This window comes from Microvirga aerophila, from assembly GCF_003332305.1.
GTDB classification, from domain to species: Bacteria; Pseudomonadota; Alphaproteobacteria; order Rhizobiales; family Beijerinckiaceae; genus Microvirga; species Microvirga aerophila.
This window is the reverse complement of sequence record NZ_QOIO01000031.1, coordinates 46142-72035: the sequence shown is the minus strand read 5'-3', so window position 1 is coordinate 72035 and position 25894 is coordinate 46142. Positions and strand designations below refer to the sequence as shown.

Below are 25894 nucleotides of genomic sequence, written 5' to 3'. Positions count from 1 at the left end.
ACTTGTTCGAGCCTCAGGAGTGCTGGAACTACCTCAAGGCAGCCGGATATGCGTCTGTTTAACCGTCCGATGCTTTAGACTCCCCATGTCCCTGTTGTGAACAATAAGCTTTATGGTCGATGCCAGTTTCAGCGGGCCCCATGGAGCTCGCTGAGCACGAGGGCTCTCTGATTGATCAATTCCGCACGTCCAAGGTCTGCCTACGGTTCTTGGCCTTCAACCCGGCTGGCTCCCGCGCTCTTGCAATGGGCAGTAACGTCGGCAGTGGCCACGCCAGCCGCGCGTGGGATTGACGCCCCACGCTTGAACTAAACCATCCGCTCCTTCCGCGCTTTCTCATGACAGGTTGGGATCGGTGAGGTGTGCTGGCTGGATTGGCCGATCAGACTTCAATCAGGCACCTGCCCAGCCAACATACCTGTTCTCCCTAGCTAATGAGTATTCATGGTGCGAGTTTCGCACGGTCAAGTCGGGGGACAGTGATGAAAGTGATTGGTTTTGCCATATACCCTTAAACTATTCATAATGTTTTATTTTTTTAGATGGAAATGTCATCACTCCCGTCACCATCAATACAACCACCACTGTGGTAAGCCGCGAGGCGCGCAAGGCTTAGGTTAACGACCTTGTCGCCTTTGTTCGAGTGCTTTACCATGTATCCGAGGCTCTCAAGATTGCGCTTTACCGTCAGTTGCTGCTGCTTCATCGTGATGCCAGCGACCTGAGCCCATTGCTCATAAGCGTGGTACAAGTCCCGCATTAGGCAACTCCCCTCCTGTATGCAGCGAGCGTCGATGAACGCAGGTAACGGATTTGCATGAATTAGCCACTCAGCTGTTGCGGCCTCCACATCATCCGAAATTCTGAACTGCCAGTTTCGACACACAACACGCTGAAGGCCGGAAATCGCTCGGTTCAGGATTCCGGAGAGTTCGGACGACCACATACGAGGAAAAAGACTCCGGTCAATTTCGTCCTCAGTAAACCTCCGGTCGAAGGGAAGAACCATCAGCCGTCGTCTCATCCCGTGCGTTAGATCTGCGAGCGTAGGGGGATTGTTACAGAGCAGCACCGGAACAGTGAGGACGGTGAAGTTGAATGGCTGGCCAAATTTGCGTTCACCCGTGATCGGCTTGGCTTCACTGAGCTTTTTCAGCTCTCCATCTGGCAGCCGAACTCCTGATTATACATCATCATCAATCAGAAGAAGCTTCCCGAGAACGTTGCCTGTCAAGAAGCGATTCTGGTCGAGTTGCTCAATCCGTGTGGCGCTGACAAGTTCTGGACCCAATAGCCTGCCGATTGTCTGGAACAGGAGGCTCTTTCCATTACTGCCACCGCCGCGTGCCACGAGAATGAGAGGAATGTCGCGCCTTGGATGAATGATGTAGCCGAACAGTTCGTTGAAATGACGCATAAGCGCCTTTGGCTTCGAGGCACGAGAAAAAATCTCCCTTAGGGTTCGGTCGTAGATGGGGCAAGTGGCGTCGGGATCATAGTCAACATCCAGGCAATGGCGAAGATAGGATCGAGGTTGATGTGGCCGGAGCTCAACCGAGCCATCCTCGGCCACCCACAGTTCGCCATTTCTGCAGTTGATCACCGGGGGTGGTGGGCGAAGAAATCGCAGCACGTCATCTCTCATCGCTCGTGCAGCCTGGAGCAGCTTCACGGTCTGTTTTATGAGGGATGCGGTGTTTTGAGGGCCTCGCACTACCATATTGGGGATGGCCTCATAAATGATGCGCTCCAATGAAGTTCGGGGCAGCAATGACCAATGGGTTCTATCGAAACTCCAGAATTGCCCGTCTGTCGCGAAGATAAGGTTCTCGCCGCCAGCGAAGTTGTGATCGAGTACCATTCGGGCCAAAGTCTCCGCCCTGTCCTCATCAGCGCGAACTGGAGACATCACTCGCCGGGAAATGCTTGCGGCGATCGCTTGGACTTCTGACGGCTCAAGTGGCGGCTGGCAACGGTGTGTATTCTCCTCCAGCAAGGCAGCCGTCATTGCGGACAGCGACAGGCCGGAATTAAGCAGTCGTCCGGCGAGACTCGCAAGGGCGTTGTTCCGCTGCCCTTCAGGGATCACGTCAACGATTGGAACAACATGTGTTGGGCTGTCTTTTCGCGGACTCTCCGTCAGTCTGCGGATATATGCCTTTGGGAGAGGCGGACGCGCGTGCTCGAACAGGCTGCGGCCTAGTGCCCAGCGGTATCTCTTGCCTGAAGCGTGGCGGCTCGGAGGCACGACGATGTAGGCGTCGTCGGCTTGGAAGTCGATGCCAGGTCCAAGTTTCGTCCCATGAGTGGTGCGAATGGCGGCCCCTGGATACTTGAAGAAGTAATGTGAGCCACCGCCTCCGGTTCGAGACTCAGGGCACTCTGGGAAAGCGCCGAGTTCATCTTGGAGGGTCGCGAAGCTTTTATCGCCCTTGTTTTGCGGATCAACATCTACCGCGACCAGATCGCTTTGCAGCCCGCACCTGACGGCGATGTTGGCCTTCGGCCACTTGTTAAACCACGCCGCAATTTGGTCTTTGTCAGTGGTGGCGTCTTTTACACCGTTTCTTGTCCGGGGGTGTTTGCCAGGCTTGGAACAGCCTTTTCCTTTCTGGCAAGTGCAGAGCCCCTTACGAACATTATGAATTGGCAGTACAGCATAACCATGAGCAGCGTATTCCAGCGCGTGCTCCAAGAGTGATTTTTCCATAGTAAAGACTCCCGAGTGCTGCGTTGGCGGCACCGAATCTGGAGAGGGTTTTAGGGATGTGCGTCAGCGTTCCGCAAAGGGGGTCGTGCACCGGGATCCACCAACCCCGGTGACGTTGATCGAAATTGCGGGTTCTGATGGTGGCTGCGTCCGCGTCGTCTAGGGTCAGCGGATCACAGGATCAGGCAGCATCAGGTGGGCGTCTCAAGGGCACGTTGATCCTGACCCCATGCCTGTGCCGGAAGGTCCGACTGCTCACGATCCGTAGGCCCTTACCGTCACCACGGATACGCAGCCCTTGATCATTCAAGGCGGCGACCATGAGTTCGGCCAGGTGATCAAGATCAATCCGCCGCAACGGATGGTGCATCGTCTCGGTGAACAGGGTGTGCATCAGCGTGAGCAACCCGCAGCCGCACTTATACGGTTGGTCGCGACTCCAGAGCTCCGTGAACGCCTCTTCCAGGTCTGACACGCGTCCGCCGACAGGGCCGTAAATCAGGCCATGGCAGGCACCTGCTGCGATCATGACGGTGCTCGGGTGCACATTCTCAGCGGGCGTTGCGTTCAGAAGCTGGAAGAAGAGCCAAGGGGTGAGCTTTGTTGGACTCTCGAATTCTTGCATGGGTTCATGCTTCCTGTGTGAAGACCGCCCCGTTCGTCGGGCAAGGTCACTTTACTGATGAGAAGAAAGCGTCGTTCGCGCGGGTAACCCCCTCGTGGCGACGCTTTCCTCGTCTTTTTGGTCTGCGATGATGGGAGTGTGCTGGATCTCTCGACGGCCGAGTGTTCTTTGGGGATTGCTCGAAGCGCCACAGAGCACGGCATCTTCAACGCTCGCGGTCCCATGCCCGCAGGGCTTCGACACGCCAGTAACGGCGCCTGTTGATGATTAGCGGTTCAGGAAACCCGAGACTGGGATTGCGAAGCCACCTGTGCAGTGTCATCGCGGAGATCCCGTATCGCGTTCGTACCGCGCGAGCAGGCAAAAATTCACCCTGCGCCACTGCGGCCTGAGCCTGTGGCAACAAGGGGACGTGCTCGTTCGAGTTGGAAGAGGAAGGACTTTTCATCGCCAAGGAGTCCGCTCTCGAAGAATTGCTAGACATGCCGCGAGCCAAGAGGCAGCGGCGGTTGCAAAGGTCTTCAGAAGAAAGACGGATCAAACCGAGCAGAACTCGGCGAACTGGCGATCCACGTATAGAGCTAACCGTAAAAGGTCGGAACGGCAAGGCGGCAGTTGTTAAATTTTTTGAGAGCTACTCGCGCTGTTGAGCATCGACAGCCGCAAGGGGCGGCGACTGCGCCCACCGTTCGAGCGCGTCGCGCTTCTCGCTGTAATAGTCGTGGCGGTTGTAGATCGCAGCAATCCCACTCACGATGCCGCTGCGGTGATTGAGCACTGCCTCAATCACGTGTGGCGCAATTCCGGATCGGGCCATCCCTGATGCGACAGTTCGGCGTAGGTCGTGCAGTCGCTAACTCCGAACGACAAGAGTTTTCGCATCCTGCGAAGATGCCTGACCTATGGCAAGCTCTGCAATAAGGCGGTCCAGCCGCTCCTTGGCTTTCGAGTAGCCTGAGACTGGGGTGGCTCCGGTTGTCGTGAAAACCAGGTCGCTGCCTGCCAAGCGTGGCAGCGTCGAGAGAATGTCTCGGGCAGCGTTCGACAGCGGAACCTGATGAGGCTGGCCGTTCTTCGTCCGAGCTCCGGGAATCGTCCAAAGCCGCCCGGCATCGCTGATCTCGCTCCAACGCATCGCCGCCACCTCGTCCCGACGCTGGCCTGTGAGAATGAGGAGTTGGACCATCGAGCCGAAGGGCCATCCAATCCGACTGGCAGCCAACCAAACAAGCCGCAGTTCCTCGTCGGACAGAACCCTGTCCCGGCTGCGCTCGGCGGAGGGAAGGCGAACCCCAGCGCAGGGCGATTGTCCGTGGATTATTGAGCGTTCGACGGCCCAATTGAACAACTTGCGGATCGCGGCGAATGTCCGATTGGCTGCGACTGGGGTGCCGCGGTCGGTGATACGGTCAAGCAACTCGACCACATCGCGTCGTGTGATGTCTTGGACGCGGCGCTCCCCCCAAATAGGCAGAACGTGCAGCTTGAAGAGGCGCTCGACTTCTTCGGCCGAGCGAGGTTTGAGCCTTGGCCTGACGTACCGTTCCAGAAAGCTCGCGATCAGGATTGAGACAAGGTCCCGATCAGGACTGATGGGGTCAGCCTCGCACCGGGCAGCCTGTTTCTGCTGGCTTGGATCGCGTCCGCTCGCGACCGCCTGGAGAGCTTCACGGGCGCGTTCCCTAGCGGTCCCGAGACCAACGGCAGGGTAGGGGCCTAAGGTCAGCTTGCGCGGTTTGCCTGCCGCTCGGTAACGAACAGCCCACGACCGTACTCCGCTGGGCTGAATGACCAAATAAAGGCCGGGCAGGAGGCCATCAGGAATCTCCAGCCGACGCGACGAGTCGGGTTTCAGCTTCTCAACGCTTTGGACGGTCAGTGCCTTCGCCATTGGGGCCTGCTGGGGTAACGCTGGGGGTAACAGGAAAGCCGGGTTATGCAGGGTTACGTTAAGGCACTTGGAAGGCGATTGATTGTTTGGCTGTGAAACCCTCTGGCACCAGATTATGGATCTGGGGGCGGTCGAGGCGGAGTGGCTGTACTATCTAAAATCAATGATCGCAGAGAGGGCTGCCGGCACTTCTGGATAGCCGATCTTTTTCTCACGATCTGTTGTCGGGCGCAGCTTGATGAAACGGTCCCCTGTGCGACTAATTCCTGTCCACCCCAAGGGGTACTGGTTCCAAGGGCGGGCTCCTGGGCACTGGATGGGATTTCAGCCAGCTCGGTCTGAAGCCGACCGCATCGCCTGCATCGACAGGGTCGCCTGCGTTGACAGATATGAAAAAAGCGTTCAATTCCATCACATAGGTGAACCTGAGCCACTCCCGCCCGCATGCAGAACAAGCCTGAGACCCTAAAAGAACCTCATGTGCACGTTGGAAAAACCATCCGCGAGCTGCGCCGGGCGCGCCGCATCACCATCCAGCAGCTGGCCACTGCTCTGAACCGCTCGACAGGCTACATCAGTCAGGTCGAGCGCGGCATTTCGCAGCCGACCCTCAAGGATCTCTATGCGGCCTGCGCCACCTTCAACGTTCCCATGAGCTGGTTCGTGGACCTAGATCAGCAGCCGGGCGTCGACAGCCGGGAAAAGGATTTCATTGTTCGAGCCAGCCGGCGGCGGCCTCTCCTGCACGAAGGTGCCAAAACGGAGCTCCTGACACCCCAGCTCGATCCGAAGCTGGAGTTCATGATTTCGACCTTCGAACCGTTGCTGGAAACCGAGGTGAAAAATGTTGCAACGGTTGGAGCCGAGTACGGACTGATCCTGCGAGGTAAGCTCGAACTTTGGATCGACGAGGAAAAGTTCGTGCTCTCGGAGGGAGACAGCTACAAGTTCAGTCGCTCCTCGACCTATCACTCTAGAAACCCGTCGCCGACCGATCCTACTGTGATCATCTGGGTGGGTCTCTGCGTCTGAGCCCGCCTACCCGAACGTCCCGGCGGTGGTGCCGCCGTCCAGCACGTAAACGAGCCCGTTGGCGTAGCTCGCTTCCGCTGACAGGAGGTGGCAGATAGCCGAGGCCACTTCCTCGGGCCTTGCAAACCGGCCCAGCGGAACACGGCTTTCGTAGAATGCCCGGTCGTACCGGCCGGCATCCTTCAGCAGCTGATCCGCCATCGGCGTGTCCACAAAAGTCGGGCAGACGACATTGCTGCGAACGCCGTCGGGCCCATGATCAAGCGCAAGGCATCGAATGAGCCCAACAACGGCATGCTTGGAAGCACAATACGCTGCGTATCCTGCCGATCCCCGGATTCCGGTATCCGAGCTGACAGCAACGAAACTGGAACCGGGGTGGGCTACAAGGCTCGGTATGGCGTGTCGGGCCATCAGGAATGTGCCAGTCAGATTAACCGCAAGCGTCCTGTGCCAGTCGTCCTCAGTGATCTCTGCCACCTTGCCCTTGATCGCAATGCCAGCCGCGCAGACAACCCCGGCGAGTGCACCAAAGCGGTCGACCGTCGCGCTCACCGCCATGCGCACCTGCTCATCAACGGAGACATCGGCGATGATTGTAAGCGCATGGCCCCCCAGGGCTTCGACTTCATGAGCAACACTGTCGAGCGCAGCCGGGGCGAGATCAAGCAAACCCAGCGAGGCGCCTTGGGACGCCAGCTTCAGAGCCGTCGCCCGCCCGATTCCCGAGGCCGCCCCCGATATCAGGACCACAGCGCCATCGACGTCATTCATTTCGAGTACTCCCTCGTGCGTCATGACAATCCCACTCGGCGCAAAACTGGAAGCACTGAGCGCGGCTCCTCAAGGTGCTCTGGCGAGGCATGATCCGTTTGCAGAGATGAGATCGTCATGGCGGTCGTTGTCAACGTGAGATCGATGAAGCACTGCTGCCACCGCCGATTTGTCCCTCATGGGGCCGCATCGCCAGGGAGCGGCGGATCGCGTTGGTGCTCGCCAATGAGCGCCACAGCCGTCCTGTCACGAGGGGCCAGCTTTCAACCAGCGGCAGCAGATCGGGATGACGCGAGACGAATGGAGCCCGCCGACGGCTTGTGCTGTCGACCCTGCTGCCGGTAATGCTGAACCTGTGGAGGCGCACATGACATCGGCTCGTACACGCGGCGCGGGGAATACTGAAGGCGGAGCATCCGACCCGCTCATGGTTCGATCGGTTGAAAAGGCATTTCGGGTGCTTCAGGCCTTCGATCAAACACATCAATCCCTCAGCCTGGCCCAGCTCGCGCAGGTGGTGGACCTCGACAAGAGCGCGGCGCAGCGCTTCACCCATACGCTGGTCAAACTCGGCTATCTGCGCAAGGACCCAGATACCAAGCGCTTCGAACTTACCCTCAAGGCGCTTGATCTCGCCCGTCACTTCATCAGTGCCAACGAAGTTGTCGGACGGGCCATGCCGTATCTCCTGCACTTGAGCCGGACGACCGAGGAGACAGTCAACCTGACTCTGCCGGACGACACGGAAATCGTCTTTGCCGCGCGGTTCATGAGCCGTCACATGCTGGGTACGGATGTCGTGGTGGGGACGAGGATGCCGGCTTTTTGTACTGCGCCGGGCCGAGCGATATTGTCGCGACTGCCAAAGGACAAAGCCATGGCCATACTCGCACGGTCGACATTGCGGGCGTTTACCGCTCACACGATTTTCCAGCCCGAGGCCCTGGAGCAGAAACTCGACCGCGCGCGTGAGCTCGGGTACGCAACGGCGTGGGACGAGTTCTTCCCGGGCGATCTCTCTGTCGCGTCGGCGATTCTGGACCGAGCTGGACAGCCCATCGCAGCCGTCAATATCGGGGTCTCGCGAGCCCGGTTTACCCCGGAAAGAGCGGAAGAGATCCTCGCTCCACTGGTTGTGGCTGCCGCCGGTTCGATATCACAAGCAGTGCCGTCAGCTGCCTGACCCTAAGTCTTCGAATCCCGAAAGCCTGCCGTCGCCATCCTGCTTGACTTCAAGCACCCTCTTGACTCGCGTCGGTATCAGAATACGATATTGAGTATTGCAATGCAATACGAAGGGTGTGCCTATGCCTATGCCGATGGCGAGCCGACGCACATGATGGGGCGCTCTCTCGCGCCGCGGCGCGAAGGAACTGGCCCAACCGATTCTACCGACTGAAACCCTCACGATCTGGCAGGGATCCCTCTCCCGTTCAACGCAAGGACAAGAGCGTGGACAATCAAGGCTTCATCACCCTTCTTCCCGGCCGTGCAGCCGCCACGCCGAACGCCATTTATGCAACCTTCGACGAAAAGCCGATCACCTTTGCCGAATTGCACCGGATGTCGGATTCCATTGCGCTGGGATTGAGGAGTCTTGGCGTCGAGCACGGCGACCGTGTCGCCCTGATGCTGCGCAACAGTCCCGAGAGCGTAGCAACACTGTTCGGCATTGCAAAGTCAGGCGCTGTATGGGTTCCAGTCAACGTTCAGCAGCGCGGCGAGGGCCTCAAGTACATTCTCGAGCACTCTGATCCCAGGATCATCGTTGCCAATGCCGATTTATTGCCCACGATCAGCCAGTGCGGCGCGGACCTGGCGCATATCACCCTGGTTCCAGAGGTCGGCGACGGTCTCAGTCTGACGCAAATCGCCACGGCCGGCGGCGCTTTCAACGAAACCCTTCCCGCGCCTGACGATCTTTTCGCAATCAACTACACGTCGGGAACCACCGGGCGGCCAAAGGGCGTCTGTGTCACCCATCGCATGCTTCGCTTTGCCAGCGAGGGGGCGATGCTGGCTTCGAGCGCTCAGGATGGCGATGTCTTCTTTGTGTGGGAGCCACTCTATCACATCGGCGGAGCTCAACTCGTTCCGATCCCGCTGCTGCGGGACGTCCGCCTTGCCATGGTCCAGCGGTTCAGCGCCACGCGGTTTTGGGACCAGGTGCGTGAGTGTGGAGCGACACAGATCCACTACCTCGGCGGCATCCTGCAGATCCTGCTCAAACAGCCGGAGAGCGAAAGCGACCGCAATCACCAGGTTCGCATTGCGTGGGGAGGAGGATGCCCACGGGAGATCTGGCGCGACTTCGAGGAACGGTTCGGTGTCACACTGCATGAATGCTACGGAATGACTGAGTCCTCCAGCATCACCACTTTTAACGATACTGGCGTTGTCGGCGCGGTCGGACGGGCCGTTCCCTGGCTCAGCTTTCAAATCATGAACGAGCAGGGTGACACCCTTGAGCCGGGCGACCGAGGCGAAATTGTTGTGCACGCACGCCAGCACGGTGCAGTGTTTTCCGGCTATTTCCGCAACGCGGACGCCACGGTCAAGGCACTTCGTTCTGACGGCTTTCATACCGGTGATCTCGGAACGACAGACGCCGATGGTAACCTGTATTACCTGGGTCGGCTGACCGACAGCGTGCGGGTGAGAGGTGAAAATGTCTCGGCCTTCGAGGTCGAGCACGTGGCTGGCATGCATCCAGCGGTCGAAGATTGCGCACTCATTGGCGTGCAGGCTGATATCGGCGAGCAGGAGATCAAGCTCTTTATCAAAGCCAGGTCCGGCGAACGCATCGACTTTCCCGCGTTTTCGGAATGGCTCGCCCAGCATCTCGCCCCATACCAGAATCCCCGCTACCTGGCACTTGTCGATGACTTTGAGCGCACGCCTAGTCAGCGGATCATGAAGCATCGACTGCCCGCAACGCTGGATGGAGCGTGGGACCGCATGGCCGGCTACCACAAGCGCGCCATGCCAGAGAGTGCGTCGTGAAAAGCAGGGGAGGCGGCCCCCGCACTCAACGGCCGCATATCAAACGGCCGCATATCAAGAGGAGTCTGTGCGCATGAAAGCTGCGGTGCTTCACGCCTACAATGAGGACATGGTCATTCAGGATGTTGCGATTGCTGATCCGAAGGACCGTGAGGTGCTGGTGCGCATTGCGGCAACTGGCGTGTGTCATAGCGACCTGAGTGCGTCCAAGGGCAAGTCGCGGGCAAAGCTGCCGCTCATCCTCGGCCACGAGGCCTCGGGCGTCGTGGAGCGAGTTGGCTCTGCGGTGTCCAAGGTACGGGTGGGCGACCGCGTCATTCTTTCATGGGCTCCAAATTGCGGTCAGTGTTTCTACTGCCAAAAAAGGTTCCCGACCCTTTGCGACGTGTACGGCTTTGCGGCCGGGCGCGGTGGCCTTTGGGACGGGACAAGCCGGCTTGAGGCACAATCGGGCAGCATTCATCATTACTCCTGCGTATCCAGTTTCGCCGAGTATGCGGTCGTTCCGGAAACGGGCTGCCTACCAATCGGCGAAGATGTTCCCTTCGAGGTCGCCGCACTCGTCGGATGCGCTGTGACAACCGGATTCGGTGCCGTGGTCAACGACGCTCGGGTTGAACCAGGCGATACGGTTGGCGTGATTGGCGTCGGCGGCGTCGGCATCAATGCGATCCAGGCGGCTGCACTGTCCGGAGCAGAGATGATCGTTGCCATCGATATTAACGGTGACAAGGAGGGAGTTGCCCGTTCGTTTGGTGCAACCCATTTTCTCAACCCGAACACGTGCGACGTGACTGACGCGATCAAATCCCTCAACCGCGGCCGGGGTGCCGACAGCGTGATAGAATGTACCGGCCGCCCCACCGCCATTTCGGCCGCCTATGACTGCATTCGTCCCGGTGGAATTGTTGTTTCGGTTGGCATCGCGGGACGGGAAGAAATGGTGGCTCTGCCTGCATCCACACTTCCCAATACCCAGAAGCGCGTCGCCGGCAGCAACTACGGCGGCGGTATTCCTGAGCGGGACTTCGATCGCATTCTGGGTCTGTATCGCGCTGGGAAGTTCGACATCGATCGTCAGATCGGCAAACGCATCGCGCTCGAACAGATCAACGACGCCTTTCGTTGGTTGGAGCAAGGCGTACTCGCACGCACTCTCGTGTGTTTCGACCACTGAGTCAGCCACAGCCATTTGAAATGAGGTAGACTGTGTATCCCAACACTTCCCTGCTGATCGGCGGCAAATGGACCGATGCCGCGAATGGGGCGACGCTTCCCGTCATGAACCCAGCGACGGAGCTGGAAATCGGGCGGGTCGCCCATGCCTCCAAGGAAGACCTGGATCAGGCCCTGGAACATGTGGCCTCAGCGTTTGCGGTTTGGCGCAAGACAACGGCACGCGAGCGCGCAAGGCTCCTTCATGCGGCCGCTGACAATCTGAGAGCCCGCGTTGAGGCAATTGCGCCAATCCTGACAATGGAACAGGGAAAGCCGCTTGCGGAGGCCCGATCGGAGCTGACCAACGCCAGTGATGTAATCCGGTGGTTTGCCGAGGAAGGCATCCGCGCCTACGGGCGCCTGATCCCACCACGCAATCCCGATACCTACCAGATGGTTGTCAAGGAGCCGGTCGGCCCTGTCGCGGCGTTCACACCCTGGAACTACCCAGTGGCGCAGGCCATCCGAAAAATGTCCGCGGCACTCGCGGCGGGCTGTACGGTCATCCTCAAGGCCGCTGAGGAAGCTCCCGCATCATGCGCGGCGATGGTCAAGGCCTTTACCGATGCGGGCTTCCCTGATGGGGCCATCAACCTTGTCTACGGCAACCCAGGGGAGATTTCCGAATATCTGATCCCGCATCCGACAATCCGCAAGGTCTCGTTCACAGGCTCAACTCCGGTTGGAAAACAGCTGACGGCTCTCGCAGGCCAGCACATGAAGCGTGTCACGATGGAGCTTGGCGGCCATGCGCCAGCCATTGTGTGTGCCGACGCAGACCCTGAATCGTCGGTCTCGATGCTTGCGGCGCACAAGTTCCACAATGCCGGGCAGGTCTGCATTGCGCCGACACGTTTGCTGGTCGAGGAGCCAGCGTTCGACGGATTTGTGGAGGGCTTTGTCACAGCCGCCAAATCGGTTGAGGTCGGAGATGGGCTCCTCCCACAAACACAAATGGGCCCTCTTGCCAATGCACGGCGCATCGATGCAATGGAGCGGTTGATCGGGGATGCCGTTGACAAAGGCGGGAAGCTGCTCACGGGCGGCAGGCGGATTGGGAACAAAGGCAACTTTTTCGAGCCGACCGTTCTGACCGACGTGCCGCCGAGCGCAGCAATCATGAATGAGGAGCCGTTTGGCCCTGTTGCCGTCATCAATCGATTCCGCGGGCTTGATGAGGCGGTCGCCGAGGCCAACCGGCTGTCGTTTGGTCTTGCAGCCTATGCCTTCACCCGCTCGCAGCGGACCGCTGCGCTGCTGGCGGCCGAAGTCGAGACCGGGATGATATCCATCAATGAATACGGCTTGGCCTATCCCGAGGTGCCGTTCAACGGTGTCAAGGACTCAGGCTATGGTTCCGAGGGGGGCACCGAGGCGCTCGAGACCTATCAGAACATCAAGTTCGTTTCACAAACGCATCGCTGACGACGAAATTCATCTTCGTGAAATATTGACAAGTGCTTTTCATGGGGATGAGACTGTTCCCATAGGCTGTCACAAGGGATGATCAACCGGTGTCGGAACAAATCAGTTACACTATTCCGCAGCGCTCGCCGCTCTACCAGGCGCCGCCCTTCGACTATAAGGCGTACACCAAGGTAAGCGTCTTCTGTCGTGTTGAAGAGGCGGCCATTCGGAAAGCGCTGCCGAAGCCATTCGACGTCCGGGGAGACGTCATTGAATTCTTCATCATGGACGTTCCGGAGGGAGGCTCCCTCGGCTCCTACGCCGAGGGCGGCATCGTCGTTCCGATGTCGTACCAAGGCCGCCCTGGCGGGCATGTCCTGTATGAAATCGTCACCAACGATGACTCCATGGCCGTCGGGCGGGAAGTCTGGGGCTATCCCAAGAAGATGGGCGAGGTCGAATGGACAGCTGACGATACATCAGTCAAAGCCAAGCTGTCGCGGCGCAATGTCTCTCTCATCGAAATCGACTTCAAGGCCGGCGGGGCTGCCTTCGAAAAGCCGCTGCTTCAGCCCCGCTTTCAAACTCGGGTGATCCCATCCCCCGAGTCAAGCGACGTGACCACCCAGATCATTGAGAACACACTGGGGCAGGCATCGACGATCAGGCATGTCGTCGGTACCGCCGACCTCAAGATCGGGGGGAACGCCACTGATCCCTTCTCCGATTTCGAGGTGCTGGAAGTGGTAGGGGCTGAGATGACGGTCGCTAATTTCCTGTTGGCGTTCGGCAAGATCGTTGGCTGACAATCCGCTTGGTGGGCCGCGCCAGCCCGCCAAGCCAGCCGTTGGAGCACCCTTCATGGTCCACAATCCGAATCCAGAAAGGATGTTTCGATTGGATGGCCAGCGGGCGTTCATCACCGGCGGCGCTGGAGGAATAGGTCGGGCAGCGGCCCTGATGTTTGCCGCGTTCGGAGCAAGTGTGGCTGTTCTCGACCTCGACAACGAGGCTGCCGCCGGCGTTGCCGATCAGGTGGCCGCAAACGGTGGTGTCGCTCGCGCGTACCCGTTGGATGTCACAGATCAGAGCGAGATTAAACGGGTCTTCGCCCAGGCGGAAGTCGATCTTGGCGGCTTTGACGTGTTGATCAACAATGCTGGCATCTCAGTCCGCGAGGCCACAATCGATCTGTCTGTCGACGACTGGAACAAGGTCGTGGCCGTCAATCTCACTGGCATGTTCTTGTGCTCCCGCACCGCCGCGCGCTCGTGGCTCGCGCGAGCCACACCGGGTGTAATCGTAAATACAGCCTCCATCATGAGCTTTTCAGGAGGCGGCCTTCATCCCAACATCTCCTATCAGTCCACCAAAGCTGCGGTCGTCAATCTGACCCGGACCATGGCTGTGGAATGGGCCGGCGCGGGAATTCGCGTCAATGCCGTTGCGCCGACATGGGTGCGAACCCCGTTGATCGATCACTTGATGGCAGATCCCGCTCAGATGGAGAAAATCTTCGACCTGACCCCCATGCGACGTCTGGCGGAGCCGGAAGAGGTCGCGTCTGCCATGGTGTTTCTCGCCAGTTCAGCCGCCTCCATGACAACGGGACATGTCCTTGCTGTCGATGGAGGCTACCTCGCACGCTAGGAAGGACCCAAAAGGGTATAGAAAGGAGGGCTGAGCGCGGCTTCAGGGACTTGCTGCATACCATCAGCTGTGTGAAATTTGAACGTGGAAAGTTCACCTCGATGTGAGCCCGTTCAGCTCCGAAAGAGAGCGCCGCAGACCGGAACGACTGAAATCGGAACCAGAGAGGATAGAACATGAAGCGAAGCACCATCTTATCCACCCTCGCCATCGCCTTGATGAGCGCGGTTTCGCCTGTCGCCGCAGCCGACATCGTCTTTGGGGGAAGTGCACCCATGTCTGGGGCACAGGCGGAGTTTGGCCAGTCCCAGATCGACGGAGCGCAGCTGTTTTTTGATCAGCTCAACGAGAAGGGCGGGATTAAGGGCAACAAGGTCGTTTTCAGGCCCCTCGACGACCGCGCCGATCCCCGTCAAGGCACACTGGTCGCGCAGCAGTTCTGCGACGCACCCGAGGTGATCGGTGTGATCGCCCACATGAACAGCGGCGTCACTCTGCCGGCCCTGGACATCTACTCCGCGTGCGAGATGCCACAGGTTGTGCCGGCGACCAACCCCAAGCTGATGGAGATGGGTTACAAGACGGTGGTCCGCCCCGTTGCGAACGATTTTAAGCAGGGAGCACTGCCAGCCAAACACGTCTCAGGCAAGCTGGGACTGAAGAACGCTGTCCTGGTTCACGACAAGACCGTCTTTGGCCAGGGTATCGCAGGCGTGTTCAAGGAAAACTTTGAGAAAGGCGGAGGCAAGATCGCGGGAACTTTTGGCGTAAATCCCGATGATGTTGATTTCTCGGCTCTGATCGCCGGCATCAAGCGCGAAAATCCCGACGTTATCTATATGGGCGCAGGCATGCCTCAGCTTGCGTTGTTCCTCAAACAGATGCGTGAGCAGCAGGTGAATGCTCAGTTCATCGGTCCGGACATCGGCTTTACGGTGGATCTGATCAAGCAGGCGAGCCCCGCCTTCGCGGAAGGCGCCTTGTTGACCTTCCAGCTCCCTCCGTACGATTCCTCTCCCGAGTTGGTTGACTTCACCAACCGCCATCAGGCGCGCTTCGGTCGTCCGCCCGGACCCTACGCGGCCCTTGGTTATGTCAACGCGCAGGTCATCGCTGCCGCTGCTGAAAAGGCCAAGACCTTTGACCGGGACGGAGTACTGGCCGAGCTGCACGGCGTGAAGGCTAACACCCTACTCGGTCCCGTTGCGTTCGACGAGAAGGGCGAGAACGTTACCGCGCCGGTATATCTCTACGTCGTCAAGAACGGAAAGTTCGAACTCGTCAAGGAATAACCCGATCGCAGCGACACAACGAGCGGGGCCGATGGCGTCACATCGGCCCCCGACCGAAGGGGGTATTCCTTGCTCGACTATTTGCTACAGCAGGTGATTTTCGCGCTTGCGATCGGCGCGATCTACGGCTTGATCGCCCTCGGCTACACAATGGTCTACGGTGTGATGCGCCTGATCAACTTCGCGCACGGCGAGTTCTTCATGCTTGGCCCGTATCTTTTTACCTTTACCATGGCTGCGCTTCTCGCCCTTGGCGGTCTGCCGCCCCTGGTCGATACAATCGTGGCAATTGTTGTCAGCTTTGTCGCCATTGGTGTTCTCGGGATCGCGGTCGAGCGCTTTGCCTACCGCCCGCTTCGTGCCTACGGGCGGTTGGCGCCAATGCTCAGTGCCTTGGGCATGTCGATCGTCCTGCAGAATGCCATACGTGTGACTGTCGGTCCGCAGCCAGTACACTTTCCCGCCATTGTGCCGAACAGTCCCATTGAGATGCTGGGTGGCATGGTCACGACAACACAGCTCGGCATTCTCGCTGCAGCGGTTGTACTCATGGCCGGTCTCACGGCCTTCGTCAACGGAACCCGGATCGGCATATGGATCCGCGCAGCGTCAGAGAGCTGGACCACGTCCAGTCTGCTCGGAATCCGTGTCAATCGGGCCGTCAGCCTGATCTTTTTCATTGGCCCCGGTCTCGGCGCGATGGCCGGGATTATGTATGCCTCCTACTACGGGATCATGCAGCCCACCATGGGATCTGCCGTTGGCCTGAAGGCATTCACTGCGGCCATTCTGGGCGGCATCGGGTCGATTCCCGGTGCCATGCTCGGCGGGTTTTTGCTCGGGGCCATTGAGGTCTTCGGAACCGCGTTTCTTCCGATTGTGTCCGGCGGTGCGGTCGGCACAGAGTACCGCGACGTATTTGCGTTCGCCGTGCTTATTCTGGTGCTTCTGTTCAAGCCGGCCGGGCTCCTTGGAGAGACTGTGACGGAAGAAACCGTCGTTGCGAAAAAGGATTACTGAGCTGATGGGAAAATCGGTTTTCTTGAGACGCACCGGGCTGATCGTGACCCTCCTTGTCTGTGTTGCGCTGCTGGTGAAGGTACCGGCACTGCCACCATACTATGTCAGGGTGGCGGACAGTATTCTGATCTACATCATTCTTGCCGTAGGGTTGAACATTGTGGTCGGCTACGCTGGCCTGCTGGATCTGGGGTTTATCGCCTTCTATGCCGTAGGCGCCTATACCTATGCGTTCCTTGCGAGCGGGCAGTTCGACATTCATCTGCCGTTTCTGATCATCCTTTTGATCGGGGCTGGCACTGGAGCTCTCGCCGGAATTTTACTCGGCTTTCCGGTCTTGAAACTTCGTGGGGACTATCTCGCAATCGTTACACTCAGTTTCGGCGAGATCATCCGCATCCTCATCAACAATGCCGATGACCTGACCAATGGCCCCCAAGGCATTGCGGCACTCGATCGGGCACGGATCTTCGGCCTTCCACTGATCAGCCCAACGAATTTCTACTTCCTTCTGTTAATCCTGACGATCGTTGTCTGCGGTGCTGTTTATTTCATGGAGCGCTCAATCCTGGGAAAAGCCTGGAGAGCCCTAAGGGAGGACCAAGATGCCACCCGCGGGTTAGGGATCAACACGACGGGCCTCAAACTGGCGGCCTTTGCCATCAGCGCGGCCATCGGCGGCGCCACCGGTGTGATTTTCTCCGCCTTCCAGCGATTTGTCAGTCCCGAAAGCTTCACCTTCCAGGAATCGCTGCTGGTCGTTCTTATCATTATCATCGGCGGCGTCGGGAACATCGTCGGGATCGCGGCCGGCGCCATTCTCCTCATCATCCTGCCCGAGGTCCTTCACTTTGCCGCACAGTACCGCCTCCTGATCTACGGGCTGGTTCTCGTTGTTGTGATTGTCCTGCGACCCAACGGTCTCATTCCGCCTGCCTTTAACCTTGGCCACGTCATTCGGAAGATCCAAGCACTATGGCTCTCACCCTCGAACACGTAAGCAAGCGCTTCGGATCGCTTGTTGCGATCAAGGATCTGTCTCTCACATTTGAGCGCGGAGCGATCTACTCGATCATCGGTCCGAACGGCGCCGGCAAGTCGACCGTTGTGAACATGGTCGCTGGGTCCTATACCGTGACCTCTGGAGTGATCCGGCTTGACGCGCATGTGGTGAGCAGCCTTGCAAAGCATCAGATTGCGAGGCTCGGGATTTCTCGGACGTATCAGAACCTGCGCCTGTTCGACGGCATGTCGGTCCTGGAAAACCTGGAAGTGTGCTTCTTCACCGACTCCCTGCCAGGACTATTTCGTCGTGGCGGTCATCGCATGACGAAGGTTGAACGCCTCAAGCGGTGCCATGCGTGTCTCCATGACTTCAACCTCGCGGATGTTGCGGAGAACCTTGCCGGTGATTTGCCGTACGGACGCCAAAAAGTTCTCGAGCTGGCGCGGGCCTTCGTCACCGACGCGCCGGTCGTCCTGCTTGATGAGCCTGCCGCTGGGCTGAATCATACGGAAACAAAGGAGATGGCTCGGCGCATTGCCAGCCTTAAGCGCAGTGATCGCGCCATCATTCTCGTCGAACATGACATGGATCTTGTCATGTCAATTTCCGATCGGGTCGATGTGCTCAACCACGGTGAACTGCTCTATTCTGGATCCCCGGATGCGGTTCGGCGCAACGAAAAGGTGCAGGAGGCTTATCTTGGAACAGCTGCGGAACTCGACATCGTCCGAAAGCTTACTGAAGGTCGGCGGACTTCAGGCGGGATACGGGCACACGCAGGTGTTGTTCGGCATTGATCTGGAAGTTAAGGCAGGCGAGATCGTCACTATCATCGGTGCGAACGGCGCTGGCAAAACGACCACGCTGCGTTCGATCTCAGGACTGACCCGCATTTATGGCGGGACACTGACCTTCAAGGGCCGATCCATCAAGGGCATCGCGCCCGAGGAGGTCACGCGCCTTGGTCTGGCCCATTGTCCGGAAGGCCGGCAGATTCTGCAGCGCCTGACGGTCGAGGAGAACCTCATCGCCGGCTACCTGCCGGAGCGGGGACAGTCGTTCGATGCGATCCGATCGGATGTGTTCGCGATGTTTCCCGTTCTCAAAGAACGGCGCAACAGCCTTGCAAGTCGCATGAGTGGGGGACAGCAGCAGATGCTGGCTATCGGCCGTTCCTTGATGGCCTCTCCCGAACTGTTGATGCTCGACGAGCCCTCGCTTGGCCTGGCCCCAAAGCTCATCAATCAGATCTTCGAGATCATCATCAGCCTGTCCAATGCTGGAATCAGCCTGATCGTCGTCGAGCAAAATGCCTCTGTTGCACTGGAGATCGCCGACTACGCCTACGTGTTCGACGCGGGCCGGTGCTCGGCTGAGGGAGGCGCTCGAAATGTCCTCAACGACCCTGGTTTGAAGGAAGCCTATCTTGGCGCCTGACACGTTCCAAACGTTGCCTCACGGTGATCCGGTTTCGGGACTGGAAACGGAGCGTCAGGAGCAAGAATGACGCACCTGACACTGTCCTCCGTCGCAACGGATGAGGTCCGTCCACCGAACGAGTTCGTGGGGTAATTTGCCCTTGTCACCGGTGGCGCATCAGGCGGCGGGCGGCAATCGTGTCATGTTTGTGCTGGTTTCCCACTCCCTTCAAGCGACGCGCGGACAGCGCTTGGTCGCGCCTCGTTATCGCCGGGAGAGCCAGTCGACCACATGCCCGCGCGCGCAAACGCTTGATCCTCCCAGCCGCGTTTGCGTGCAACATCCACGCAAGCGGCGTGAATGGACATATAGCTGTAATAGGAGAGAATGATGTCGAAGTACTCGGTTCGCAACGGGAACAATATGCCGTTGCAGGCGCCGTTGATCCCAGATCCTTTCGTTCCCTACAAATGCCCTGGGAACCGTTCCCTCAATGTCTACTGCAGGGTCGAACAGGCTGCTCTCGACGCTTATCTCGCCCCGACACCATTCAAGGCCGCTGGCGACGTCATCCTTGTCTACATCTCGGATTTTACAGCGTGCGACAAGATTCCGTTCATGGACGCGGGCCTTGTCGTCCCTGTCTCCTATATGGGCAGGACTGGCGGCTACTTCCTCTTTGAATATGAGGACGAGGATGCAGCGATTGCGGCCGGTCGCGATCTCTGGGGCTATCCGAAAAAATTCGGTACCATCGATCTTCTGGAGAACGAATCTGGTGTGCGGGGGACAGTCACTCGGAAGAATACAACGATAATCAGCTTAGAATGCCAGTTTTCGGATGAGGTCAACTTTCCAAAGCCCGCGACGACCCCGCACCTCAACATCCATGTTCAACCCGGTCCGGACGGAAAAGTTCTTTCGAGGAGAATTATCGAGCGCGACACCTCACCTGATTTCAAGCTGACGAGGGAGCATAAGGGATCCGCATCCGCAGCGCTCCGGTCGCTCAGCACAGACCCACTTGCGGAATTTGAGCCAATCGAAATCCTTGGCGCCACCTATGTAGTCGGCGATTTCTATGCGACCGAAGCAAATGGCTGGGGACGCACAATCGGAACGTGTTAGATGGCTACGTTGACTCGGCCTGACCTTGCTGTGACCGGACAAAAACGCTGACGCTGTGGTGAGAGCCAGCCTTCAAGAGTTTGCGTCGCATGTACCTGACACCTCAGCAGGCAATTGCCGCTTGCCGTGGAGGACCGGTGTAGGCCCACACCTGTGGAGCTCGAGCCCGACTTCGGACAATCCAGCCAACTCTCCCGGTTCTGCCGCTGAGCCGCATATTGATTGTATTCAAGCACGGATGAGTCATCCTTCGCGACCCAGGATTTTTGTCCATGGCTGCCCGCCACACGCGCTGCGCGACGGCTCAGGACTGCAGACGACGGTGATGGGCCGCCGCTCGGAAGAGCATGTCTTGTAGGCGCGCGGTTCATATCTCGTGTGAGCACGATAGTGCCATGGAGGCTCGTCAGGACTTGGCTTGTGCCTCTCAGCATCCGTGCGTCATAAGCTATAAGGGTTGTGCTTGTAAGCGGGCCGCAGTTCGACCGGTGCCTGCGAACCCGATCAGCTCTCTTGGGTTGGCATAGCTGTCACGGCCCTTTAGCGTTTGCCTGTGGGGCACCTGCTCGCTTCGACCGCTCCTCAAAGATATATCCGAGGAAGTTCAGGAGAACCTGCGCCGCGAGAAATCCGGTAACGCCGGACGGGTCATAAGCCGGCGCGACCTCGACCAAGTCAATGCCAACGATGTCCCCTCTTCGTGCAAGGCCTTGAAGGATTTCCATGACCTCGTAGTAGAGAAAGCCGCCGTGACTTGGTGTGCCAGTTCCTGGTGCGATCGACGGGTCGAAACCATCAATATCGATAGTTACATAGTACCGAGCGCCCGCGGGGATTTGTTCGAGTACACCGTCACGCCCCAGCACCCGTGCCTGCCGGACCGATAGGATTGTTGAGCCGCGGGAGCGGGCATCCTCATATCCCTCACGAGCTGTGGAGGAGACGTTGCGAATTCCGATTTGGGTCAGCCCTGTGATATGATCTTGTTCGGCTGCTCGGCGCATCGGGTTCCCATGTCCCTCTCGCACCCCGTGCCTCACATCGACAAAGTCCAGGTGAGCATCAATCTGCACAATGTGGATTGGACCGTGATCGCTGAAAGCTCTGATGCATGGAATGTTGACTGCGTGATCGCCACCAAGCACGACGGGTAACGCGCCACTCTGCAGGATCCGACGGACGGCCGCTTCGGCATTGGCATGGCTCCTGACCGTATCGGTGTGGACGATGTCAGCGTCACCTATGTCAACAATGCGCACTTTGTCCAGTGGCAGGTAGACTGCGTCATCCTCGTGATCGTAGGCTCCCCCGTGGCCAAACGAGAACAGCGTTGAAGCTTCACGGATAGCACGTGGCCCGAATCGTGCCCCAGATCGGTATTGTGTGCCCATATCATACGGGATCCCCAGTATGGCAACATCCGCGTCGATGGCATCCCAATTCGTGCAAATAGGGCGCTTTCCGAACGTGCAGTGCCCGACGAAAGGCAGATCAAGCCGCCCCTGCTCATATCCATGTGCCATGCGAGTCTCGCTCTTGTCCAAAGAGTCTGGATGGTGAGCATAGCCCCACCCAGATGCAGAATGCAAAGGCTTCTGTAGTGTCCTAGGTGTTGCACCACCGGAGGTGCGTTGACTGGAGCGAGCTTAAGGGTCTGTCCGAAGCCATCCGCAAACGCGACGAGGTGGCAGTAGCTGAAAGGACCTCCAATGACATGCAGACTAACCGGGATCCCATTGCTATCCTGATCGATCGGTATTGAGAGTGTTGGAAGGCCCAAGACACTGAATCGGCTGTTCGCCCGCAAAAACTCAGGGACTCAGTAGTCCTTCCGCATCGGCATCATCGTCCGCAATAAGAACAACACGCGGCACTCCTTTCCGGGCTGTCGGGTCGATGAGGAAATGCACCTGAGTCTGCAGGGTTCTGGGTGAGGAGTACAGTCCGGAAAACCTTCGCATTGAGAAGGACATGGTCACAGACTGGTGCGGCGTACACACACACTTGCTGTTTCCCAATATACTTGTGCTCCTCCGCTCGGAGAAGTTGCTCGACGCGCACGGCCCCCTCAAATCGATTAACGACCTTGCCTATCACCGCCAAGTCTACTTCACGCCGCGGCGCTACGCAGGGCAGAACTGGCTCCGCGCTCCCCGGCGCAAGCATCGACCCTGACCCGAACACTATTTCTTACGACCAGTTCTTATGACTATGGAGACCACTGGATCAGGCAAGGGGGATGCGATCGTCCCAGCGGCGCTTCTCAGGTAATTTGACGGAGCCATGGACGTCATCTGTCCACTTAGGGCTATGCACGCAGTGCCGGAACTTACCATCTGCTGTTTGACGAGAACCGCGCCCGCAATCCACACAACAGTTGGTTTTAGCAATGGCTCGCTGAGGAAGCCGTGGTCGAACGGAGAGCGGACATTGGCCTCACAGGATGAAGTCCAGGCACACTGCTTCTCCAGGACCGCAAATTCCTGAGGTGTTTGTAACAGCCGTTTGTACTGCGGCCCTAAACAGAGGATATACTCAGTCCTCATACCACGAGATGCGAGTTATATGGCGGCGGTTAACTGACTGGCTGCGCGGTGACTAGGGTTCGTGCAAGTCGATTGTGACGCTCGACAAGAGGGCCGAGGTCGATCGACGTTATCTGACGGTCACGCACCAAAACCCGCCCGTTGACGATGCTGTAGTCAACCCGCGCCGGTGCACAGAAGACGAGGGCAGAAACCGGGTCGTGGAGGGCACCCGCGTATTCGATGCGGTTCAGGTTGAAAGCGACAAGGTCTGCGGCCATTCCAGGGGCCAGAGCGCCGATATCGTCGCGGTTGAGCACTCGCGCTCCGCCAACTGTGGCCAGCTCAAGAGCTTCACGGGCGCTCATGGCTCTCGGTCCGAAGCCGACGCGCTGGAGGAGCATTGCCTGCCGTGTCTCAGCTAGAATATCTCCTGAGTCACTTGACGCTGAGCCATCGACCCCGATTCCAACCGGAACTCCTGCGCAGATCATCTGTCTGACAGGGGCGATACCTGAGGCAAGACGCATATTGGAACATGGACAGTGCGCGATCCCGGTTCCTGTGCGGGCAAAGAGGTGGATTCCCGGCTCGTCGATATGGACGCAGTGAGCGTGCCAGACATCACGACCGACCCAGCCGAGCTTCTCGGCATACTCGGCTGGAGTGAGATTGAAGCGTTCGCGACTGTAGTCCACATCCTTCACGCTTTCAGCGAGATGAGTGTGGAGCGAAACTCCATAACTTCGGGCGAGGTGCGCCGACTCCCGCATGAGATCCTCGCTTACCGTGTAGGGCGAGCAAGGAGCTGCAACAATCCGCAGCATCGAAAAGCGGCCTGCATCATGATAGGTCTCAATGAGACGCTGCGTATCTTTGAGGATCGCAGCCTCATCCTCAACCAGTCGATCAGGAGGGAGCCCGCCTCGACTTTCGCCGATGCTCATCGAGCCTCGGCTTGCATGGAATCGCAGTCCAATTTCTGATGCAGCTTCGATACTGTCGTCAAGGCGGCAACCGTTTGGGTAAATGTAGAGGTGGTCGCTTGAGGTGGTGCATCCTGACAACAGTAATTCTGCCATTGCAGTTTGGGTGGAAACGAAAATCATCTCCGGCGTAAGCTTCGCCCAAATCGGGAACAGGTTTGTCAGCCAGCCGAAAAGCTCTTCGTTCTGGGATGCCGGCACTACCCGCGTCAGGCTTTGAAACATGTGGTGGTGCGTGTTGATCAGACCGGGAACGACAATATGACCCGACAGGTCCAGGACCTCATCCGCATTGGTCGGTAATTCATCGCCCGAACCAACAGCCACGATGCGGTTGCCTTCGATGAAGATCCCCCCGTGGGCGATCTCGCGCCGCGCACTATCCATTGTCACGATGACGTCGGCGTTTCTGATGAGAAGCGACCGCATTACATCCCCTTGAAGTGTGCCAGACTGTCAGGCGAACGAGCGAATTGGCACAGATGGCTTCAGCTGTCGCGTGTCGGGCTTGTCGCCGACGAAGAATGACTCAGCAGGTTTGGTTGTGCGGGCACAGGCGGACGCGGGACTGCGGCTTGTCTTCCCACCTGAAGCGGGTGGCTCAGTGTGTTTCAAAGGAATAAGGACAGGCCGGGCTCCGCAGTGGACGAGGATATGGGCAGACGCCAAGGATCCGACTGCTCCGTCCACACTCTCAATTATCGGCGCAATCTTCAGATAGACAATGTCTCTGCCGATCGCGACCAATGTGGAGAGCCGCCAGCAGCGGCGATGAAGTCGAGCTAGTATAAACCTGCTCAAGCCTTCCGAAGTTCGAGTTCCTCGAGCTCGCCTTTGGCTCCCGGCGGCCTGAGGCGGCGTAGGTCCTGCTTTAGCTATCGGCTTCCGAGGCAGGGAACGACCAGACGACCCAAAATGAGCAGGAGGAACACCCTGCTTTAATCGGGCGAGTGCCACGAGCAAACCTGAATCCATTGCGCATCTCCCCTGCAGGCAGGTGGCAGTTTAGGTCAATGAGGGATCAGAAACGTATAATTGCGAGACGATCTCCTGGTTCGAACCACAGGCACATGGCGGAAGACGTTGCAGCCAGCCGCTGTGTTGATGCGGACGCACTGGCAAATGCAATCGCTTTCCCAGTGCGTCCCTGGTGCCGCTGCCTATATTCGCACAAGCGGCTGATGCGCACAGCGGAATGAACCGCCAAACTCGGACGGCCGCGCATACGGAATCCTGATGACTTCGAAGCGACGTTGCTTCAATGCCGCAGCGACGCCATCCAGCGCCTCTTCGGACGGAACAACCACGGTGCGATCGTCAAGGATCAGGTTGTTGCAGGCCATGTGACGTTTGGCCAGGTGCTTGTCGACGACGATATGATCCCAATCTCGAATGTGCTCTGGGAGTCCGGACGGGAACGCCTCGAGGCAGACGACGGTGACTCCTTCCCGCGGCGTGGAGAGGACACAATCGAGATGAGGATACATGGGGTCGATCGGCACAATCTCCACATCATACTCCCGGCCAAGGGCGTGTTGGAGCCAGCGTACACCCTCTGGATTGCTGCACCCACCGGAATGGCCGACAAGGATCTTGGTGCCGAGAACGAAGATATCCCCACCCTCCAGGTAACCCCAGCCGGGTTCGTCTCTACTATCCTCAGCACCCCCATCGGGCTGCGAAAAATACCGGGCTCCTCGATCCATGGTCGACGCCAGAATAGAGCGGATCGCAAAGCGCTGGCGCCGATGGAACAGAGATCTTGGAGCAAGTTCAATGACGTTGTTGCCAATTGTCACGAACGGGTCCCGCATCCAAGCGGTCACGATGCCATGGTTTTCGCCGCGCGGGAACTTGAGATCAGCCGGTGCGAGTTCCTGGGCAATCTGAACGCGAACCCCCAGTCCTTCAAGGAGGTTGATCGCTCCCTGAATTTGGTTGCTGAATTCACGAAAGCGCTCTGGGTCAACCTCAGCGACGTCCCGCTCCTGGTTGGCTACCCAGAACTCATAGAAGTCGCCGTATGCCCTGAGCTTTGAATCACCGAGAAACTTAGGCATGACCCAGCGGTGGGGGGAGCCGTACACGCATTCTTTCAGAGCGCCCCATTCGGAACTCACGAAGACAGGAAGGGCGTCTTGCGCCGGCGCTGGCCGCTCAACGGTTTGCAACATCAGGACCTCCTTTGGATTGCCCCAATTTGCAGCT

At 58.4% G+C, this 25894-nt stretch carries 22 protein-coding genes; 13 read left to right on the top strand and 9 right to left on the bottom strand.

Annotated elements, in window-relative coordinates; all coding sequences use genetic code 11:
• Window positions 1-538: 538 nt before the first annotated feature.
• The 5 genes from DRB19_RS17600 to DRB19_RS17575 all read right to left on the bottom strand — a co-directional run bounded on the left by DRB19_RS17600 (window position 539) and on the right by DRB19_RS17575 (window position 5226).
• On the bottom strand, window positions 539-1009 hold the full coding sequence (locus tag DRB19_RS17600) for a hypothetical protein (RefSeq protein WP_114187328.1): 471 nt from the start codon (window positions 1007-1009) through the stop codon (window positions 539-541).
• A gap of 174 nt (window positions 1010-1183) precedes the next feature.
• Window positions 1184-2710 (bottom strand): bifunctional DNA primase/polymerase, encoded by a 1527-nt coding sequence (locus DRB19_RS17595; RefSeq protein WP_114187327.1) that lies wholly within the window; start codon window positions 2708-2710, stop codon window positions 1184-1186.
• Between the two features lie 181 nt (window positions 2711-2891).
• Window positions 2892-3335 carry a hypothetical protein gene (locus tag DRB19_RS17590; RefSeq protein WP_114187326.1) on the bottom strand — a complete coding sequence of 148 codons (444 nt, stop codon included), beginning with the start codon at window positions 3333-3335 and terminating at the stop codon, window positions 2892-2894.
• Between the two features lie 634 nt (window positions 3336-3969).
• Window positions 3970-4152, bottom strand: coding sequence for a site-specific integrase (locus DRB19_RS17580; protein WP_114187324.1), 183 nt, complete (start codon window positions 4150-4152; stop codon window positions 3970-3972).
• 36 nt (window positions 4153-4188) lie between these two features.
• Entirely contained in the window at window positions 4189-5226 is a 1038-nt protein-coding gene (locus DRB19_RS17575) for a tyrosine-type recombinase/integrase (RefSeq protein WP_114187323.1), read from the bottom strand.
• A gap of 480 nt (window positions 5227-5706) precedes the next feature.
• On the opposite strand from DRB19_RS17575, the gene DRB19_RS17570 reads away from it, so the two are divergent.
• Window positions 5707-6258 carry a helix-turn-helix domain-containing protein gene (locus DRB19_RS17570; protein WP_162815739.1) on the top strand — a complete coding sequence of 184 codons (552 nt, stop codon included), beginning with the start codon at window positions 5707-5709 and terminating at the stop codon, window positions 6256-6258.
• A 6-nt stretch (window positions 6259-6264) separates the two neighbouring features.
• Here DRB19_RS17570 and DRB19_RS17565 read toward each other — a convergent pair whose 3' ends face one another.
• Window positions 6265-7032 carry an SDR family NAD(P)-dependent oxidoreductase gene (locus DRB19_RS17565; protein ID WP_162815738.1) on the bottom strand — a complete coding sequence of 256 codons (768 nt, stop codon included), beginning with the start codon at window positions 7030-7032 and terminating at the stop codon, window positions 6265-6267.
• Between the two features lie 367 nt (window positions 7033-7399).
• Here DRB19_RS17565 and DRB19_RS17560 point away from each other — a divergent pair, with 367 nt between their 5' ends.
• From DRB19_RS17560 to DRB19_RS17505, 12 genes are all read left to right on the top strand, one after another.
• Window positions 7400-8215, top strand: coding sequence for an IclR family transcriptional regulator (locus DRB19_RS17560; RefSeq protein ID WP_245439614.1), 816 nt, complete (start codon window positions 7400-7402; stop codon window positions 8213-8215).
• 269 nt (window positions 8216-8484) lie between these two features.
• A complete protein-coding gene (locus tag DRB19_RS17555) occupies window positions 8485-10035 on the top strand; it encodes an AMP-binding protein (protein WP_114187320.1) in 1551 nt (516 codons plus the stop codon).
• A 73-nt stretch (window positions 10036-10108) separates the two neighbouring features.
• Entirely contained in the window at window positions 10109-11212 is a 1104-nt protein-coding gene (locus DRB19_RS17550; protein ID WP_162815737.1) for a Zn-dependent alcohol dehydrogenase, read from the top strand.
• 32 nt (window positions 11213-11244) lie between these two features.
• On the top strand, window positions 11245-12678 hold the full coding sequence (locus DRB19_RS17545) for an NAD-dependent succinate-semialdehyde dehydrogenase (protein ID WP_114187318.1): 1434 nt from the start codon (window positions 11245-11247) through the stop codon (window positions 12676-12678).
• An 89-nt stretch (window positions 12679-12767) separates the two neighbouring features.
• Window positions 12768-13466, top strand: coding sequence for an acetoacetate decarboxylase family protein (locus DRB19_RS17540; protein WP_114187317.1), 699 nt, complete (start codon window positions 12768-12770; stop codon window positions 13464-13466).
• Window positions 13467-13521: 55 nt separating this feature from the next.
• Window positions 13522-14310, top strand: coding sequence for an SDR family NAD(P)-dependent oxidoreductase (locus DRB19_RS17535; protein ID WP_114187316.1), 789 nt, complete (start codon window positions 13522-13524; stop codon window positions 14308-14310).
• 176 nt (window positions 14311-14486) lie between these two features.
• Window positions 14487-15602, top strand: coding sequence for a branched-chain amino acid ABC transporter substrate-binding protein (locus tag DRB19_RS17530; RefSeq protein WP_114187315.1), 1116 nt, complete (start codon window positions 14487-14489; stop codon window positions 15600-15602).
• 69 nt (window positions 15603-15671) lie between these two features.
• A complete protein-coding gene (locus tag DRB19_RS17525; protein ID WP_114187314.1) occupies window positions 15672-16622 on the top strand; it encodes a branched-chain amino acid ABC transporter permease in 951 nt (316 codons plus the stop codon).
• Between the two features lie 4 nt (window positions 16623-16626).
• Complete coding sequence (locus tag DRB19_RS17520) at window positions 16627-17622, top strand: branched-chain amino acid ABC transporter permease (RefSeq protein ID WP_114187313.1); 996 nt, start codon at window positions 16627-16629, stop codon at window positions 17620-17622.
• Window positions 17598-18425, top strand: coding sequence for an ABC transporter ATP-binding protein (locus tag DRB19_RS17515; RefSeq protein ID WP_114187312.1), 828 nt, complete (start codon window positions 17598-17600; stop codon window positions 18423-18425). Before DRB19_RS17520 ends, DRB19_RS17515 begins: the two co-directional genes overlap by 25 nt.
• Window positions 18409-19065 (top strand): ABC transporter ATP-binding protein, encoded by a 657-nt coding sequence (locus tag DRB19_RS17510; protein WP_170285022.1) that lies wholly within the window; start codon window positions 18409-18411, stop codon window positions 19063-19065. The genes DRB19_RS17515 and DRB19_RS17510 overlap by 17 nt, the downstream gene beginning before the upstream one ends.
• Window positions 19066-19434: 369 nt before the next feature.
• On the top strand, window positions 19435-20175 hold the full coding sequence (locus tag DRB19_RS17505; protein ID WP_114187310.1) for an acetoacetate decarboxylase family protein: 741 nt from the start codon (window positions 19435-19437) through the stop codon (window positions 20173-20175).
• Between the two features lie 530 nt (window positions 20176-20705).
• On the opposite strand, the gene speB is transcribed toward DRB19_RS17505, so the two are convergent.
• From speB to DRB19_RS17485, 3 genes are all read right to left on the bottom strand, one after another.
• Window positions 20706-21698: an agmatinase gene (speB, locus tag DRB19_RS17500; protein WP_114187309.1), complete on the bottom strand. Its 993-nt coding sequence runs from the start codon at window positions 21696-21698 to the stop codon at window positions 20706-20708.
• Between the two features lie 1052 nt (window positions 21699-22750).
• Complete coding sequence (locus DRB19_RS17490; RefSeq protein ID WP_114187307.1) at window positions 22751-24115, bottom strand: 8-oxoguanine deaminase; 1365 nt, start codon at window positions 24113-24115, stop codon at window positions 22751-22753.
• Between the two features lie 731 nt (window positions 24116-24846).
• Window positions 24847-25860, bottom strand: a complete 1014-nt coding sequence (locus tag DRB19_RS17485) for a dimethylarginine dimethylaminohydrolase family protein (RefSeq protein ID WP_114187306.1) — start codon at window positions 25858-25860, stop codon at window positions 24847-24849.
• Window positions 25861-25894 lie beyond the last annotated feature (34 nt).

What these genes read in the sequence shown, in the direction of transcription:
- DRB19_RS17600 (WP_114187328.1), bottom strand. Translation starts at nt 1,009, where the DNA reads ATGGTTCTTCCCTTCGACCGGAGGTTTACTGAGGACGAAATTGACCGG.
- DRB19_RS17595 (WP_114187327.1), bottom strand. Translation starts at nt 2,710, where the DNA reads ATGGAAAAATCACTCTTGGAGCACGCGCTGGAATACGCTGCTCATGGT.
- DRB19_RS17590 (WP_114187326.1), bottom strand. Translation starts at nt 3,335, where the DNA reads ATGCAAGAATTCGAGAGTCCAACAAAGCTCACCCCTTGGCTCTTCTTC.
- DRB19_RS17580 (WP_114187324.1), bottom strand. Translation starts at nt 4,152, where the DNA reads ATGGCCCGATCCGGAATTGCGCCACACGTGATTGAGGCAGTGCTCAAT.
- DRB19_RS17575 (WP_114187323.1), bottom strand. Translation starts at nt 5,226, where the DNA reads ATGGCGAAGGCACTGACCGTCCAAAGCGTTGAGAAGCTGAAACCCGAC.
- DRB19_RS17565 (WP_162815738.1), bottom strand. Translation starts at nt 7,032, where the DNA reads ATGAATGACGTCGATGGCGCTGTGGTCCTGATATCGGGGGCGGCCTCG.
- DRB19_RS17560 (WP_245439614.1), top strand. Translation starts at nt 7,400, where the DNA reads ATGACATCGGCTCGTACACGCGGCGCGGGGAATACTGAAGGCGGAGCA.
- DRB19_RS17550 (WP_162815737.1), top strand. Translation starts at nt 10,109, where the DNA reads ATGAAAGCTGCGGTGCTTCACGCCTACAATGAGGACATGGTCATTCAG.
- DRB19_RS17535 (WP_114187316.1), top strand. Translation starts at nt 13,522, where the DNA reads ATGGTCCACAATCCGAATCCAGAAAGGATGTTTCGATTGGATGGCCAG.
- DRB19_RS17530 (WP_114187315.1), top strand. Translation starts at nt 14,487, where the DNA reads ATGAAGCGAAGCACCATCTTATCCACCCTCGCCATCGCCTTGATGAGC.
- DRB19_RS17520 (WP_114187313.1), top strand. Translation starts at nt 16,627, where the DNA reads ATGGGAAAATCGGTTTTCTTGAGACGCACCGGGCTGATCGTGACCCTC.
- DRB19_RS17515 (WP_114187312.1), top strand. Translation starts at nt 17,598, where the DNA reads ATGGCTCTCACCCTCGAACACGTAAGCAAGCGCTTCGGATCGCTTGTT.
- DRB19_RS17505 (WP_114187310.1), top strand. Translation starts at nt 19,435, where the DNA reads ATGATGTCGAAGTACTCGGTTCGCAACGGGAACAATATGCCGTTGCAG.
- speB (WP_114187309.1), bottom strand. Translation starts at nt 21,698, where the DNA reads ATGGCACATGGATATGAGCAGGGGCGGCTTGATCTGCCTTTCGTCGGG.
- DRB19_RS17490 (WP_114187307.1), bottom strand. Translation starts at nt 24,115, where the DNA reads ATGCGGTCGCTTCTCATCAGAAACGCCGACGTCATCGTGACAATGGAT.
- DRB19_RS17485 (WP_114187306.1), bottom strand. Translation starts at nt 25,860, where the DNA reads ATGTTGCAAACCGTTGAGCGGCCAGCGCCGGCGCAAGACGCCCTTCCT.